Raw genomic sequence first — 16,450 nt, forward strand, 5'->3', positions numbered from 1 at the left:
TACAAAGGACATCCTTCGAATAAAGGTCAGAGTATGTCGAAAAATATTTGTTTTATTGGGGATAAAAATGAAAAAGTACTCCCTTATTTAAAAAAACTACGCAACAAAGACTACGAAGTCCATGTAAATAACTATAATCTTGATAAATTCGCTGCAAAATTACAAAAAAGAAAAATAAAACTCATTATCATTTATCACGATGGTGCTCAAGATAAATTCTATAAGAAATTATCCGAAATATATGACACAAAAGAATCAATGCTATATTTGCAAAATACCCCTATTATCCTAGCTTCGTTTACTAAGATAAAAAAACAACAGCTAAATTTTCTTTCCCACGTAATAGATGATATTGTTTTCTTACCTAAACAAAATTTAGAAGAAAAAGTTTCTGCGTGGATATACGCAACAGAAGAAAAACAAATAGAAAATACTTGGAGTAAAAGAACGTTCATCTTAGAACATAAACTTGAACACGTTCGGCAAAATTTGAGACGTAGTAACTTTGGTTTAGCGATCTCAAACTTAACACAAATCCAAACGGTACTGGAAACTTTTCCATCCAAACAATCGCACGTTCAAAAACTAGGATCTATAATTGAAGCAATTAATAATCTCGTAGAGAAAAGACAAACTTCATCACTTGTATCGCAAATCAATTCCATTGAGATTAATCCATCAACACTACAATGGGACACTACTCGCGATACAGTTTTACACGATGGTGATAAATCAAAAGAGGAATTAACACGTGCATTAACGGTAGAAGAATTCAAACAATACCGCAATGAAAAAAAACAAATATCCACAGAAGTAAGTAACGAAATGGAAGAAACCAACAATCCTACGCAACTTGAGGTAAGAAATGAGGATGCTAGTTTCGCAAGAGTACTCTTAGATAAACAAATGATCTCCAAGCAACAATTAGAAAACGCACTACGTGAACAAATAGAGATACAAAAAAAAGGCGAAATTTTACCTCTTTGCAATATTATGCTTATGAACAATGTTATTGTCCCAAAAGACATCATTAGAGTTTTTGGCGAAGATGCAATCACTAATTTCTTCTGCGGTAATTGCAGCATCAACTACCGCGCTTTAAATTTAGCAAAAGAACCCGCAGAAAATTTTCAATGCCGTAAGTGTTTAAACTCTCTTCAGGAAGTTGTAGATAGCGGCGAAATTTTTGTTATTCCATCTTCATTGGAACAGATAAAGATTCCTAATACTGAAGAAATTACTCATGAAAATATTTCGTGGTGTTTAGATAAAGCGGCTATTTTAGCAAAAAACAAACAAGTTGATGAAGCACTGGATATCTACAATAAAATACTTGAATTTGATCCGAAAAATGAGCTATGCCGCATAGGTCGTTCGCGTTTATTTATTGAAAACAAGGCTTATGGAAACGCAATTGATGAAGCAAACGAAATATTAGTTTACAACCCTGAGAATTATCAAAGCATTTGCCACAGAGGTGTTGCCAGGTATTATACAGGTGAACTAGACCACTGCGTAAAAGATTTAAGTATGCTTGTTGAAAAGGGTATACACAATTTTATGTCTTATTCAACAAGAGGAAAAGCATATTATCACAAAAAGCAGTATACTAAAGCTATCGAAGATTTAACCGAATCCATTTCTAGGGCTTCTGATTTTGTGAAAGGCTATATTTACAGAGGAAGAGCTCACTTACACTTAGGAAACTACAATGAAGCAATTTGCGATTTGCAAGAAGCTTTAAAAATTAATCCTGAATATCCCAATCGTAACGAAGTTTTAACATTAATAGAAATCGCCGAACAAAAGAGAGAGGACAAAAAAGATGAGTAACACATCTTCCCGTAGTTTATGGCGTACTTTTATTGCATCTCTAAGCTTTTTTTTCTTGATAGGTTCTTACTATGTATTAAAGCCTACGCGCAAGCCACTTCTTTTTACTTATGTAGGAAAAGAATATTTACATCATTTTTACAACATAAGTGTTGTAGTGACGTTGTTTGCTGTCGTTGGTTATAATCGATTAGTAAATCGTTTTTCTCGAACGCAATTACTACGCACTCTTTATGCCATTGTCATAAGTGTCTTCTTGTGTTTTGCCTTATTGTTACAAAGTTTAGGTAATCAACCAACATACGACGCGACAATGACCACATTGTATTTCTTTTTTGTTTCATTATACGTTCTATTTGTAACAGCTCTATTTTGGTCAATAAGTCACGATCTTCATAAAAATCAGGAAGCAAAAAAGTTCTACCCTTACATCTTTTTAGGTGGGCAACTCGGAGTTATTGGCGGTTCCAAATTTACATCGACATTCATTGAAGGAAACAACTATCAGCTTCTTTTATTAATCGCTGCAGCTGGACTTGGCATTGCCTGGTTACTCATCGAGTTATTCTACATTCCTAATAATTCAAACAAAAAAGACTATGCAAAACCAACTCCAACAGGTACCCTAGAAGACTTTCAACTATTTTTCAAAAACCGCTATGTAATGTTTATTGGCCTTGTTATGGTTTTGGCTACTTTTACAAGTACTGTTTCCGATCAACAATTTAGCTGGCTAGTAGACAACTCGATACTTGAAGACTCAGCTTTTTATTCAGTAGAACGCTCTGATATGGGGAATGAAAAATCTTTCATTTCAACACTTATTAGCAAAAAGGATTCTACATCACAAAAAATTTACAGTTCTTTATCGCAAAAAGTAAAAAAAGATTTAGAGGTAAATCGCAACATCTCAAAAGAACTAATAGGCGAACTAAATGCAATACTAAATTCAGAAAATTTAGTCGACAAAAATTCACCGGTTCTTTTTTCCATGTTAAACGAAAAGCTGTCTCAACCATCCACATTCTTAGGAAAAATGTTTCATAACGAGAAAGACCAAATACAGAAACATAGATTCATGGTCAACAAATTGTTTTTAAGCAACATTTATCCCGCAAATTTTTTGGTAATAACTCCAAAAATGATCCGCGATACGCAATTTGTAAAAATACTCAAAGAAAAAAATACCCCCTTAACAAACTATATAAATTCATTCTTTGACAAGAAAACACAAGATTTAATAAATACTTACGACAAAGCAGATACAAAGACAGCTAAAACTATACACTACAAGATATGTTATAATTTGAATAACGCTATTCAGAAATTGTCATTTTATAAAGAAAGTGTTTTTGCCTTAGCTCCCGCCAATTCAGATATAAATAAAAATTTTATTGCTTTTAGTAAGAAAAAATTTCATAAAATAAAGTTGAGCAAACGTATATCTAAGGAGTTAGAAAAAAGTAAAATCACAACAAAGCAGCGTATAATAATTAATAAATTAATCTTTGAGGAATCATTTCCTCAAATAGTAAATACTCAATCGAGTTTACAAGGAAAAATATGGGCGAATAACAATTTATATATGGGTATTTGTAATATCTTGATGTGTATAATAATAACCCCTATACTCATTAATGTACTTGGGCCTGCTATAGGTATATGTTTATACCCTTTAGTATTATTCATAGGAGCAATCTTTTTTATTCAAGAATTGTCAGTATACACAGTTCGCTATTTCGCTATAATAGCACTTTCCTTAAATTACACTTTATATAAAGTTGGTTCAGAAATATTTTATATTCCAACAAATAAAAATGTAAAATATAAAGCAAAAGCTGTATGTGATACATTTATATTTAGATTAGGGGACTCAGGAAGTTCACTCATGGTAACTATTTACCTTTTGTTTTTGGGCATGAATGGAGTTGAATATTCTTTGACTAATTTGAGTTACGTTGTATTTTTTGTCGTAATAATATGGATTATGGTTATATTAAAAACAGGAAAATTATATCAAAATTTATTAAAAAAAACTGAGGTGAATAATGGATAATGGCAAAAAGAAGTTAAAATTATTTGCTGGGATCGTAGTGTCAATGACTCTCATTGTCGCATTTATAGTTCCCACTACAGCAGAAGAAAAAAAAGGAAAACACGAACCTGTTCCTGAAGGTTCATACATCGCTGCAACTATCGTTTCAATACTAGAAAACTACCACTATAATAAGCCGAAAATAAATGATGAAGTTTCTGATCTATTGTTCAACGAATATCTAAAAACACTAGACCCAAACAAACTTTATTTTACCGCTGGAGATATTACGCTATTCTCTGCATACAAGACATCTTTAGACGATTCCCTAAAGGGAGGAAATACAGATTTTGCATTCTTAGTGTATCGTCGTTTCCTAAAAAGACTAAAAGAACGTACTGATTACGCTGAAAAACTAGTAAACGATAAACACGACTTTACAAAAGACGAATCATTCACAGTTAAACGAGAAGATGTTTCTTGGGCAAAAGACAAAGAAGAGCTAAATGAAATATGGCGTAAACACATAAAAAACCAATTACTTCAAGCAAAATTACAAGAATTGCAGCAAGCTAAAAAAGAAGCTTCTAAAAAGGTAGATACTCCTAAAAAAGAAGACGCCCCTGAAAAAGAAGCCACTCCTGAAAAGGAAGATACTCCTGAAAAGGAAGATACTTCTGAAAAAGAAGCTGCTCCTGAAAAAGAAGACGCCCCTGAAAAAGAAGCTGCTCCTGAAAAAGAAGCTGCTCCTGAAAAAGAAGCCGCTCCTGAAAAAGAAGATGCCTCTGAAAAAGAAGATGCTTCCAAAAAGGAAAATCAAAACTGGAAAGAAACAGCTGAAGAACGCATTGTAAAGCGTTACAAAAACTATTATACATTTATGAATGGAAATGATGGTTATTACATTTTAGAAACTTACTTAACAAGTTTAACCAGCTTGTTTGATCCACATTCTAACTACTTTAATTGGCGAACTCTAAGCAATTTCCAAATATCACTAAGTCTTTCACTGCAAGGAATTGGGGCAGTTATTACATCCGAGAATGGCTATCCTAAAATATCAAGCGTTGTTCCTGGTGGGCCTGCTGATCAACAAGGAGAGTTAAAAGCAGGATACTATATCGTATCTGTTACTCAAGAAAGTGGCGAAAGAACAAGCGTTACTGATATGCCTTTAAATCAAGTCGTTCAAAAAATTCGCGGAGAAAAAGGCACAAAGGTTACCTTAACCGTTTTAAAAAATCTGCAAGACGTACCATTTAACATTGTTATCACCCGTGATGAAGTAAAACTAACAGAAAGAGCGGCAAAAGGTAGCACACGAGAAGTAACACTAAATGATGGTAAGAAACAACAAATTGGTGTTATAACTCTACCATCTTTTTATCGCGATTTTGACGCCTTTGAACGCGAAGACCCCAATGCAAAAAGTACCACGCGCGATGTGCAACGTATTCTTAAAGATATGGAAAAGAAAAACGTAGAGGGACTTGTTATTGACTTACGCTCTAATGGCGGAGGAAGCCTCGATGAGGTAGTTGATCTTGTTGGTCTTTTTATTCCTTCAGGACCAGTAGTTCAAGTAAAAAATCTTGGCGGTGACATTAAGATACGTAAAGATGATGACAACAACTTTGCATACAAAATGCCACTAATTGTTATCACCGATACCTTTAGCGCTTCTGCATCTGAAATCTTTGCAGGCGCAATTCAAGACTATAAAAGAGGTATTATCGTTGGTAGCAATACTTATGGTAAAGGTACAGTCCAAAGTCTATTTGGTTTAGGCCGTAAAGAAAAGTCAGGCGCTTTAAAATACACTATCTCTAAATTTTATCGCCCAACAGGAGCTTCGACACAGCAAAAAGGTGTTGCTCCAGACATTGCTTTTCCAACATTTATCGATCAAACAAAATACGGTGAATCAAGTTTACCTCACGTTATGCCTTGGGATACAATAGAATCACTATCTCCGAAGCAAGATGCATTTGACGCTCACCAATTCTTAAAAGAGATTAAAAAGCAATCTGCAGAACGCATACAAAACGATGCTAAATTCCAAACATTAATATCTTACATTGAAAAAGTGCGCGATCGTCAGCAACAAAAAGCAGTTTCATTAAACTTAGAAAAACGCAGTTTTATGCAAAGCCAAGAAAATAAATGGTATGCTGAAATTGAGAAAATACTGGGTCAACAAAATGAAAACGATGACAAAATGAAAAAAGACGAAGACTTGTTTTTAGAAGAGTCTATTTCTATTCTGCGAGATCTTATAGAAGCGAAATAAAATTTTCATTTTGAAAAAAGACCAAGTATTTAAAATACTTGGTCTTTTTTTGTTGTCACTCGATTGTTTTTACAGCGTATCATCATTCACAATGAAATACTTTGAACCATTTGCAAACGATGAGCAATTTCGACCATGAGCATCTTAATTTTTAAATAATTCTTACAGATAAAACCTTAGAGAATTATATCTTTTATAGTTAAAACAATATTTACTCGCTTCATCAAAGCACAAGTGAAACTGGAACTCTGAAGTAGATCAGGCTAAAAAAAACAATATTTTGAATAATAACATGCCTTAAAACAATCTTTCATAACTTAACATATTCCAATAAAATTAGGATCATATTAATGGTAAAATACTCAGTAACACTTCACAGCGAAACATACAATAAAGTTAAAACAAATTTAACGAAGCTAAAACAAAAGCCAGGTGTGTATTTACAAAAATATTTACATGACCAAGATTTATCTAAACTAGACCCCCAAAAATATTTAGAACTTCTCATGCAAACCAAAATTCCTCAAATTTTCGCAGAGAGCAGCGTACATGGTGATGGATCTGACTGGACTCAGATAGAGCTACAAATCTTAGGAGATATTAGTATTTGTATGCCAGTGGAAATCTATGATGACGGCAAACATTTTTCTCCCAATATTCACGAAAAACCATTTAACGGATATCTACTCTATACTCCTGGCGCTTTACTACGCAATGGACAAAACAATACTCCTACAGATTATGAAGAAATCATAAAAGGTGACAAAATTAACTCGCCAGCATATTGTGAGCTATACAAAAGAAGGCTTTTACCTGTTTTTACATACGCTAATAATATCTGTAAAAACACTCAGCAACAAGCTTTCATAACAATTCCAGGTTTAGGTTGTGGACAATTTGCTGGTTCTTTTATGGGAAAATTGGGACTAGAACTACAAAAAGCACTCATCGAATTACTACAAAATCACGGTGATAAATTTCCAAATATCAAAGCGGTCTACTATGATCCATACCGCGAATGTGAAAACGAAAGACACGAAATAAATGGAATATCTTTTTTCGTAAGGCCATTAGTCAAAGGGAACGAAAACAAACCACAATTATGTTCACCTGAAACATACGAAGAACAAGACGATAATTTTAGTGATTGCAAATTATTCAGCGTTGTTGCGTGGGATCATGTTTCGTGGCCAGGCAATGATTTTTATATCGGATCTAGATCTACAGATGACGGTGTAAAAGCTGCCGCAACAAACACGATGGAGGTAATGACAGGAGTAAAAGGAAAATATAACATGTCTCAAAATAAATACAATCCACCATCAAAATATCGTACTTGGAATGAAGTTGCCATAAATCGTAAAATAGTGATAAATAAAAACTTAATTGTTATTTAAACAACATATTGTTTAGTGATACTCTTTTCCTAAGAGAAGTAGAATGATAGAGCTATTTTGGAAAAGCGAAGAATACTTTTTATTTTCAAGAACAGAGTCAACATTGGGAAAGAAATGATTTAAAATTTTTTGAAACGTTTAGCCTACAATTCGACTCTTTTACTCCTACTAAATTTCCATTATTTTCAAACAGAGATATATAGTTTTCGTATATCGAGAAAGAAAATTAAACAACAAAAAAATCAAAGGGTATTATATATTTTTTCGTTATTGCGATTGTGTGGATAATATATGCTGGGTATAATTCTATATAAATCATACAAAAGATATATGGAATACGACTTGCGCCACTAGAAGAGTAAACAAATAGACCATTGGAATCAGAATCATTCCTTGTCACTACAAAATTGATTTTATATAACTTATGACAAAGATATATTGGCGACATTCGAGTCTGACATGTTGATTTGAATACAAGGTCCTTATTTTACAGAGTATTCGAACTGAACGCCCATAAGCTTAACTGAATGACATTCGAGTCTGACATGTTTATTTGTTTATTAAATATTTGATTACTATGGAAACGTACTACAGATGAGAAATCTTCGCACGAATGGTCTGATATCCACTTAGGATCTACAATTTCTCAATTTTATTTTTAATGCTCGATAAAAAGAAATGTCTTCATCGCGATGCGAAGCTTCCCAAGGAACAACTTCACTCCACAAGCAAAAAAAATCAGGAATATCGTCACTATATGTATATGTAAAAGTCACTTCTTCGTATTCACCTTTTTCAATTTCCCTTTTTCTATTAAGTACTGTCATTTTCTCTCTTGTTACAGCAACAATATCTTTAGTTGTTGCGTTTAAAAATTTGTATCGAAATCCTGGTAGTTGATAATAAAATACTACTTGAGGAAAGGCTTTGGTGCAGATTATAATTTTTGAGGATAAAAGCGCTACAATGATTTCAAGAACTTTACCTTGCGATTTAGCAATAAAAAATCCGTGCGCTCCAACTACACAAATGGATAAAATCGGAATACCATACACGCATTCTATTATAAAAGAAACAGCTGCAAAAAATGAGTATTTACACATAACACAAAAAGCAAAAAAATATAGCGGAGACAAGCTGTTCAAAAATTTAGCGATAAGACAAAACGCGAAAAGCATATGAAGAACAGGGAATTTGTTGAGGCGTAATTTTATCTCTCCATCCTTGTTGTAATTACCTATTGAGATAGATTCTTTTTCTTGGAAGCAAATATGATCAGCGCATGTTACCTTCTCCCAATGATTTTTTGTTGTAGATTTCAATTGCAACCCGTTGTGCATTAAAAAAATAACGAAAGCAATCCCTAATTTGTGACATTCTTTTCGCTTCAAGTTGTTATCGATTGAGAAATAATTTTTTTCTTGCTCACCATTTTTGATCCATATTCCCCCAGTGTCGGATTGTCCCATACTCCAACTTACCTCCGTAATCGAATCTAAAACAATTTTAAACGAACAAAAGCTACGTCCGCAAAATGTATAAAAAAAATATAAGCAGTTTCCGTCGATAACAAACATACGCTTAGAAGAAAACATTTCTAAATGTTCAAACAGAAATTCTGTAAATGTTGTTGTTGGAGCTCGATTGTAAATAAATAAAAACACTATTGCTAACCATAACACTGAAAAAAATATTTCTTTATCATAGCCGTAGCTGTAAATATTATGTACAGCTACGGCTATAGTAAAGAAAAGAAAAACATACAGACATAAAATTTCAAACCATTTTGAGCTAACTTTAAATTCTAGCTTATTGTCACAAATGTAGAATGCTTTATTTGTTTTATACGCTTCTCTTATCATAACGACCAAGTCATCTGTAGTATAACCCATAAATTCTCCTTAAGACGCACCTATGTCCGAATAATAAAACTGAGAAATGTTTCGATAATTAGATGTATACTACCCCAAAAAATGTTATATTTAAATAAATGGGAAATTATTCATTTTATGGTTAAAAATAATGCTATAGCATATCAATAGCTACAACGATAATATTTTTTAAATTTTATTTTGTGGAGTAAAAATGGCAAAGAAGAAAAATGCGGCATTTGGTTCTTTTTTGGGAAAAATTAGGGAGAATACTGCAAAGAAAGAAGAAAAAAATAAAATTACAACTACAGCGTAAATAATTCGGTGCAGGCTCAGAAAATAGAGAGAAATAAAAAAGAGAAATAGCGTAAATAATTCGGTGCCAGGCTCAGAAAATAGAGAGAAATAAAAAAGAGAAATAGAAAGTCGTAAGTTGTTTCTCTCAGCTAGAATATCAATAAAACTTAATTATTGTAGTACCTAAGAAATTTTCCTCTACTAAATGAAATGAAAAATACGATGAGACCTACAGTAAAACAATATACAGGATGTTTAATTGGTCAATGTTTAGGGGATGCTCTAGGTTTTCCAGTAGAAGGTTATCCTCAAAGACTTTGCATGCAATATATAGAAAAAGCTATCAACACAAAAAAAATATTGTCTTTCCAACCAGAAGAAAGTTATCCTTTCGCACAATACACAGATGATTCTCAACTTGCACGAGAACTAATCGAAAGCTACGTAGAAATCGGTCTATTTTGTCCTGAGAATTATGCGCAAAGAATAGCAAATATATTCAGCGAACAAAGAATAGTTGGAAAAGGTCGTGCAACGCAAATGGCCGCAGAAAAACTAAAACAAGGAGTACACTGGACAAAATCAGCAACTCCTGCTCCTTCTGCGGGTAATGGTAGCGCAATGCGTAGCGCGCCTATTGCTTTATTTTTTTACAACGATCCTAAAAAATTAATAAAGGCTGCAAAAGACCAAAGTTGTATAACTCACAGCGATCCAAGATGTATTGCTGGAAGCATTATCATTGCAGGAGTAACATCAATAGTATTAACGGCCAAAACAATTAATCCTGAGCAAATAATTCTACAAATCAAAAGCTGGATTACAGAAATCGACAAGCACTTTGCTGAAGTATTACAAGAATTCATTGGATGGATTTCTCTAACTCCAGAACAAGCATGTGAGCAAATAATTCGCGCCTACCTGCCACTCGACCACAAAGAGTGCTGGGACAAGATATCTCCTTATGTTGTTCCTTCTGTATTATGGAGTCTTTATTGTTTCTTTAAATCACCAAAAAACTATCTAAAAACAATATCGATGTCTATTATGATGGGCGGTGATGTTGATACAACAGCTGCGATGGCAGGTGCGATTAGTGGGGCTTATCTAGGAATAGATGCAATCCCTCAAGAATTCTCAATTCTCTTAACCGATCAAGATACTTGGAAAAAGCAAGAACTTTTGCAACTTGCAAAACAATGCTATAACATAAAACACCGTTAATAAAGCCAAAACCCAAAAGAAACAATTAGAATAGTCCAGATTATTTCTGGGTGTCCAATAAAATAGAGCTAAAAATCGGATATCATAGAGAAAATCAATCGTCGCATATTCATTATCAAAGTTTTGAGTATCTTTTCCATATTCCTCTTTTGATCAAGCACTAAAACGAATAATATGAAAATTCTTGATTGTAAATAATGATAAACCGGAAAAAGTTTGCCAACTCCTATTGTTTCTATGTTCAGCAAAATGTTATAATTGACTTGATTATGCTACTACTACTATGGATACGACAACGGCGGTGATTACAATCACTGTAATATCTTTATTTTAATTCCAGCCAATACCAATTGCATTCCAATTGCAATTTAAAACAAAAAAAACACCAATAAAGCACAAAAAATGCAATTAAATTGCATTTTTCATTGACAAATCTATCAAAATTAGTATATTATCTTAAAATAATATGCTCTAAAGACCTCCAATCTTTAGTTAAAACCCTCATTCAGAGAATGAGGGCATTTTATTTACATATTATTAGTTAGTAGTTAGCTTAGGAATATACGTAGATAAATTATCCTTACATAATGAGTATGTGTAGATAAATCCTCACCTATTGCTAACTACTCACTAATGGTTTAAGGGCACACTGCAGTAACGATTTAACTTGTAAAAATCTAAAGTAAGCAGCCATGCAAAAGTTTTCGGATATCATCCGAAAAAGTAATAGAATAGGTAGAGACGGTATTCTTTATCATAAGTTTTATTTTTATACCCGAAAATTTATACTGAGTACTTAGTAATGCTGAAAACCTAACTTACGGAAAACATACTTTTTTTTTATTTGAACTTTGTTTTATTATACGTTATAATAGTGTAAAACAATTGAAATTACTGTGTCAGGAAGAAATAAAATGACATGGATAAGTATTGGGAAAGTAGCAGAGTTTTTTGGTGTAACAACACAGTCAATTCGCGATTGGACAAAACAGGGGAGATTAGAAGCAATACGGACATTAGGTGGACATAGAAGATACAACCTGGAAGGCATAGAAAAAAAGCTTGGTTTTGAAAACGAAAATAAAAAAACAATACTATATTCAAGAGTAAGTGCGCATGATCAAAAAGAAGACTTAGTGAGGCAAAAACAAGAGCTAAAGAATTATAGTGAAAAACACAAAACATCAAATGTAGTAGAAATATCAGAAATAGGATCTGGATTAAATTATGAAAAACGAGGTCTAAAAAAGTTACTAAGTTTAATACTAAATGATAATGTAAAGCAAGTGGTGGTATCTTATAAAGATAGGTTAATGCGCTTTGCAACACAAATATTAGAACAAGTTTGTACAGCGAAAAATGTAGAACTAGTAGTGCTAAATGAAAGACCAGAGAAAAAATTTGAAGAAGTAGTTGTAGAAGATGTTTTGTCAGTGTTAACGGTATATTGCGCAAAAATCTATGGACGGCGTTCGCATGAGCGAAGAAAAAAAAGACAAAATAAAAAACGGACAAGTACTGGCGTTTCCAATTCCAATAAAGAATAAGGAAGTAGCCGAAAAATTACGCGAAACATTGGCTTATGTACAAGAAAAAGCGAATGAGTACTTGGAGTTTGCGCACAAAAACAAGTTGTATAGTGTATTTGATGGAAATAACAGCAAGTATTCATACAAGGTGTTAGAGCCGATATTTGTAAAGTTATACAAAAAAAGTAAAATGCCAAGTCGAATCAATCGTGGGGTGCTGGAGATTGTTGGTCGAACGATGCGCCAAGTACGAGATCGCATGCGAGTATTTAATCTGCTGATGAAGGAAACAAATGATCCGAAGAAGTGGACAAACAAACTACTCATTAAAAACGAAATATTCGAAAAAGCACATTATGTCAAAAACATCAGAGAGCAAGTAATCAATTATAAACGTAAACATCGAAATATTCCTGAAGATTTTTACGCTTTACAGAAACCGCCGAAAGTAAAGAAGAAAATACTGACTTATGCGCCTGATGATGGACAAGCGATAAAACTAACTAAAAACGAAGACAAAATAAAACTCAGTTTCAAAGTGATAGATCGCTGTGGTAAACAAATAAAATGGCGTTGGTTAGAAACAAATATAAAACTTCCCTCTTTTCTCGAAGACAAACAAATAACATCTCCCGATCTTCGCTTTGATTGTGTTCATGGTGATTATTTGCCAATTCTTGACTTTAAAATCACTGTCGAAAAACCTAAAAAACAAAAAAGCGAAAATTTTATTACCATTGATTGGGGAGTACGTAAACTTCTTACTCTTTGTGTTTTTAATAACAAAGGCGAACAACTTTCGCAGCCATATTTTGCTAATTTTTGTGGGATACAAAGTAAATTACAACGAATTTACAAAGATATTGATCACTGGAAAAGCAAGCGCGATAAGCTTCTCCACAAAGATTCGTTATTCAAAAAATGTAATAGAGAAATTGCCAAAAGATGGAATAAAATTTCATTGATTAACAAAGAAATCTCACACACAGCCGCGAACATCATTGTCTTTTTTGCCAAACACTACAATTGCTCAAAAATCTATTATGAAAACCTAAAATCACTTAAATCTCGTGGTTACTCTCGTAATAAAAATCATCAAATAAACACCACTGTCCGCCAAAAAATTATTGCTCTGACTGATTATAAAGCCAGTCTGTGTGGTTATTCTTTACAAAAGCCTATTCATCCAGCAGGTACCAGCTCCATTTGCCCAAAATGTTCGCACAAAGGACAACACTTTTCATCTTCTGATAACCACAAAAAACAACACAAATCTCTTCCTTGGTTTTATTGTCCAAATTGCACATTCTCCGCTGATCGTGATTATGTCGCGTGCTTGAATATTGCTCGGAAAGCCATTTTTAAAAAGAATCTCAAAAAATGTACAAAAACAGTCGTCTATAAGAAGACTCGTTTGCCTGATTCACTGTTCCGTCAGGACGCCTTTGCTACAACCCATTGCAAAGGTCACATTTATTATTTGAAGGGCTGGATACATTCTGTTTCCCTCTCTTCCAAAGTCGTACAAAAGAGTTTTAATTCTTTTAAAGGTACTATCTTTGGAATCCTTCGCGTATGAATGTTATCCACTACTTTGGATTTTTTAGTTTAAAGAGGAACGGTTATTGGCATGGAGGCATCAGGTTATTGGCATGATGCGATTCCAAAAGAAGAGTGGGACGTAGAAGAAGAAGATCATAAATATTTACAAGAAATCTGGGACGAACGTTTTGGAGATCGCCGCCAAGAGATAGTCTTTATAGGACAGAATATCGATAAAACGCAATTCTTTAGCATCTTAGATAGTTGTTTATTAAATGATGATGAACTGGAACGAGGTCAAGAACATTGGCTTCAAGCTAAAGATAAATTTCCAATAATTTTGGCACAAAACACAGAAGATATGGAAGTTTAATAATAGATTGGAAACTTCCAAACCCAAGCACTATATAATATCTTTACTTAATTATTCTATGTTAAGGTATTTATTAGTTCTTGGTATTTTTACTGTTTATTTCTAAGGTTATCCAAATTGGAAAATGAAGGCATCCAAAAATCAAAAAAAAATATGTATGGGATTAATCTTACAGGTGCTAACTGCGGCAAAGAATTTATTATTGATTCTTTTCCACTTAGTTATCTAGAGACTCGTGCCACAGACCACGCGATCTAACAGAACCATAGATAAGTCATAACACTTCACAATATACAAAAGTAAAAACCATACACAGAGGAAAATACTTTAGATAGTTTTACAAGACTTGTCCTTAGTGTTATAATAAAAACACAAGCGCCTAAAAAACGTTCAAATTTTTTATTTATATATCAAGGGGAGATTATGAACAAAATTTTACTTTGTATTCTATTTTTAGTTCCTTTTGTTTGTGCTGAAGAAATTCTCATAAAAATCAAAGCTGATAGCGTTACTAGCTTTGCAAAGAAAAGCATTCGCGCAGGGGAAGTTAGTTTTACTATCCGCCCTCTAACAAACAAGCGTAGCCGCTTTGCAACAAACTGGTATGTTGCGACAAGCAACGAACGATCAGACAAGTCTTCATGGGATCTTGCACATCAATTGGTAAAAGAGAATGATGATATCGTTTATGGTGAACCAAATAATCCGGCAATGAATTCTCATTATCGCGAATTGGCACGTGCACTAAAAAAACAACATTCAGCAAATGACACTCGCGGTTATAGCGAAACTTGGAGTTATCCAAATCCAGATGTATTTGGTTGGAATTTACAAGACAGTCACAGTCAATTAAAAAGAGCAAGACGCGAAGCGGCATATAAAAGTGGACGTCGTATCCGCATCGCTCACTTTGACACTGGTTACGATCCAGATAGCAAGAACATAACAACTCCAGAGAGTTTACGTCTTGATTTACAAAAGAACTTTGTAAAAGGCGAAGACGAAAATCTAGCAGCAGATCCAGGAACAAGTGGTATTGCTGATCAACCAGGACATGGTACTTCTACAATGAGTGTTTTAGCTGGAAATCAAATTGATTTGCCAAGTAAAAAATACAAAGACTATCTTGGTGGAGCACCTGAAGCTGATATCGTTCCGATTCGTTTATCTACAACAGTTTTATTATTCCAAGTAGATGTATTTGCACAAGCTTTGTATTATGCTATTGAAAACGATTGCGATGTAGTTTCGATGTCAATGGGTGGCGTTGCTTCAAAGTTATGGGCTGAAGCAGTAAACGATGCTTACAATAACGGTGTTGTTGTAGTGACAGCTGCGGGAAATAACTTTGCAAAATTACCTACTCGTTACCTCATATATCCTGCAAAATTCAAGCGTGTAATTGCAGTGTGCGGTGTAAACTACGACCACAGCCCTTACTACAAAGAAGATCCGTGGTTTGTAGAAATGCAAGGGAACTGGGGACCAAAAAAATTAATGGATTATGCGATGGCTGCATACACTCCTAACGTTCCTGCTGGAAAACTAGGTAAAAAAGATCATATCGGTAATGGTGGCGGAACCTCTGCGGCAACTCCTCAAATTGCAGCAGCAGCGGCCCTATGGTTACATAAATACCGCGACTTCAAATATGAACATCCATGGCAAAAAGTAAATGCTGTGCGTCACGCTCTTTTTAGCTCAGCTCGTAAAGACCATAAAGACTCAGAAAAATATTTTGGAAACGGTACTCTACGCGCAGCAGACGCTCTAAAAGTAGCACCTAAGTTAGATAAAAACCCTGTTCCAAAAGACGAAGTTTATCTTCCTTACTTATCAGTATTTTATGGTTGGGAAACTTTTGATCAACCAGCCATCAATAAAGATATGATTACAATTGAAATGGCACAACTAGAACAAAGTAATCCTAATCTTCGCAAACTTCTAGAAAAACTACATGGAAAAACTTCTATAAGTGAAGAAGAAAAAAACGCTATTAGCGCTGAATTACATAAAATACCTGAAGCATCACAACAACTTTTAGACTCAATAAAATAGC

At 33.8% G+C, this 16,450-nt stretch carries 11 protein-coding genes; 10 read left to right on the forward strand and 1 reads right to left on the reverse strand.

Going from position 1 to position 16,450, the window contains the following annotated elements; genetic code table 11:
* The first annotated feature begins 33 nt into the window (after positions 1-33).
* The 4 genes from UABHE_RS31520 to UABHE_RS31535 all read left to right on the forward strand — a co-directional run bounded on the left by UABHE_RS31520 (position 34) and on the right by UABHE_RS31535 (position 7,555).
* Positions 34-1,833, forward strand: a complete 1,800-nt coding sequence (locus UABHE_RS31520; RefSeq protein WP_372367404.1) for a tetratricopeptide repeat protein — start codon at positions 34-36, stop codon at positions 1,831-1,833.
* Positions 1,826-3,889 carry an Npt1/Npt2 family nucleotide transporter gene (locus tag UABHE_RS31525; RefSeq protein ID WP_372367405.1) on the forward strand — a complete coding sequence of 688 codons (2,064 nt, stop codon included), beginning with the start codon at positions 1,826-1,828 and terminating at the stop codon, positions 3,887-3,889. The genes UABHE_RS31520 and UABHE_RS31525 overlap by 8 nt, the downstream gene beginning before the upstream one ends.
* On the forward strand, positions 3,882-6,158 hold the full coding sequence (locus tag UABHE_RS31530) for a carboxy terminal-processing peptidase (protein ID WP_372367406.1): 2,277 nt from the start codon (positions 3,882-3,884) through the stop codon (positions 6,156-6,158). Before UABHE_RS31525 ends, UABHE_RS31530 begins: the two co-directional genes overlap by 8 nt.
* A gap of 350 nt (positions 6,159-6,508) precedes the next feature.
* Positions 6,509-7,555, forward strand: coding sequence for a hypothetical protein (locus UABHE_RS31535; RefSeq protein ID WP_372367407.1), 1,047 nt, complete (start codon positions 6,509-6,511; stop codon positions 7,553-7,555).
* Positions 7,556-8,184: 629 nt separating this feature from the next.
* Here UABHE_RS31535 and UABHE_RS31540 read toward each other — a convergent pair.
* A complete protein-coding gene (locus tag UABHE_RS31540) occupies positions 8,185-9,447 on the reverse strand; it encodes a hypothetical protein (protein WP_372367408.1) in 1,263 nt (420 codons plus the stop codon).
* A gap of 498 nt (positions 9,448-9,945) precedes the next feature.
* Between UABHE_RS31540 and UABHE_RS31545 the strand changes: the two genes are divergently transcribed.
* From UABHE_RS31545 to UABHE_RS31570, 6 genes are all read left to right on the forward strand, one after another.
* Positions 9,946-10,947, forward strand: a complete 1,002-nt coding sequence (locus tag UABHE_RS31545; RefSeq protein WP_372367409.1) for an ADP-ribosylglycohydrolase family protein — start codon at positions 9,946-9,948, stop codon at positions 10,945-10,947.
* A gap of 914 nt (positions 10,948-11,861) precedes the next feature.
* Positions 11,862-12,494: an IS607 family transposase gene (locus UABHE_RS31550; RefSeq protein WP_372367410.1), complete on the forward strand. Its 633-nt coding sequence runs from the start codon at positions 11,862-11,864 to the stop codon at positions 12,492-12,494.
* A complete protein-coding gene (locus tag UABHE_RS31555; protein ID WP_372367411.1) occupies positions 12,424-14,055 on the forward strand; it encodes a zinc ribbon domain-containing protein in 1,632 nt (543 codons plus the stop codon). Before UABHE_RS31550 ends, UABHE_RS31555 begins: the two co-directional genes overlap by 71 nt.
* Before the next feature lie 51 nt (positions 14,056-14,106).
* A complete protein-coding gene (locus tag UABHE_RS31560) occupies positions 14,107-14,391 on the forward strand; it encodes a GTP-binding protein (protein ID WP_372367412.1) in 285 nt (94 codons plus the stop codon).
* A 117-nt stretch (positions 14,392-14,508) separates the two neighbouring features.
* On the forward strand, positions 14,509-14,649 hold the full coding sequence (locus UABHE_RS31565; protein WP_372367413.1) for a hypothetical protein: 141 nt from the start codon (positions 14,509-14,511) through the stop codon (positions 14,647-14,649).
* 165 nt (positions 14,650-14,814) lie between these two features.
* A complete protein-coding gene (locus tag UABHE_RS31570) occupies positions 14,815-16,449 on the forward strand; it encodes a S8 family serine peptidase (protein WP_372367414.1) in 1,635 nt (544 codons plus the stop codon).
* Position 16,450: the final 1 nt, after the last annotated feature.

The sequence above is a fragment of the Candidatus Uabimicrobium helgolandensis genome (genome assembly GCF_041508025.1).
Lineage (GTDB): Bacteria > Planctomycetota > Uabimicrobiia > Uabimicrobiales > Uabimicrobiaceae > Uabimicrobium > Uabimicrobium helgolandensis.

Bases quoted from the DNA above. Each gene is read 5' to 3' on its own strand.
- UABHE_RS31520 (WP_372367404.1), top strand. From the start codon at position 34: ATGTCGAAAAATATTTGTTTTATTGGGGATAAAAATGAAAAAGTACTC.
- UABHE_RS31525 (WP_372367405.1), top strand. From the start codon at position 1,826: ATGAGTAACACATCTTCCCGTAGTTTATGGCGTACTTTTATTGCATCT.
- UABHE_RS31530 (WP_372367406.1), top strand. From the start codon at position 3,882: ATGGATAATGGCAAAAAGAAGTTAAAATTATTTGCTGGGATCGTAGTG.
- UABHE_RS31535 (WP_372367407.1), top strand. From the start codon at position 6,509: ATGGTAAAATACTCAGTAACACTTCACAGCGAAACATACAATAAAGTT.
- UABHE_RS31540 (WP_372367408.1), bottom strand. From the start codon at position 9,447: ATGGGTTATACTACAGATGACTTGGTCGTTATGATAAGAGAAGCGTAT.
- UABHE_RS31545 (WP_372367409.1), top strand. From the start codon at position 9,946: ATGAGACCTACAGTAAAACAATATACAGGATGTTTAATTGGTCAATGT.
- UABHE_RS31550 (WP_372367410.1), top strand. From the start codon at position 11,862: ATGACATGGATAAGTATTGGGAAAGTAGCAGAGTTTTTTGGTGTAACA.
- UABHE_RS31555 (WP_372367411.1), top strand. From the start codon at position 12,424: ATGAGCGAAGAAAAAAAAGACAAAATAAAAAACGGACAAGTACTGGCG.
- UABHE_RS31560 (WP_372367412.1), top strand. From the start codon at position 14,107: ATGGAGGCATCAGGTTATTGGCATGATGCGATTCCAAAAGAAGAGTGG.
- UABHE_RS31570 (WP_372367414.1), top strand. From the start codon at position 14,815: ATGAACAAAATTTTACTTTGTATTCTATTTTTAGTTCCTTTTGTTTGT.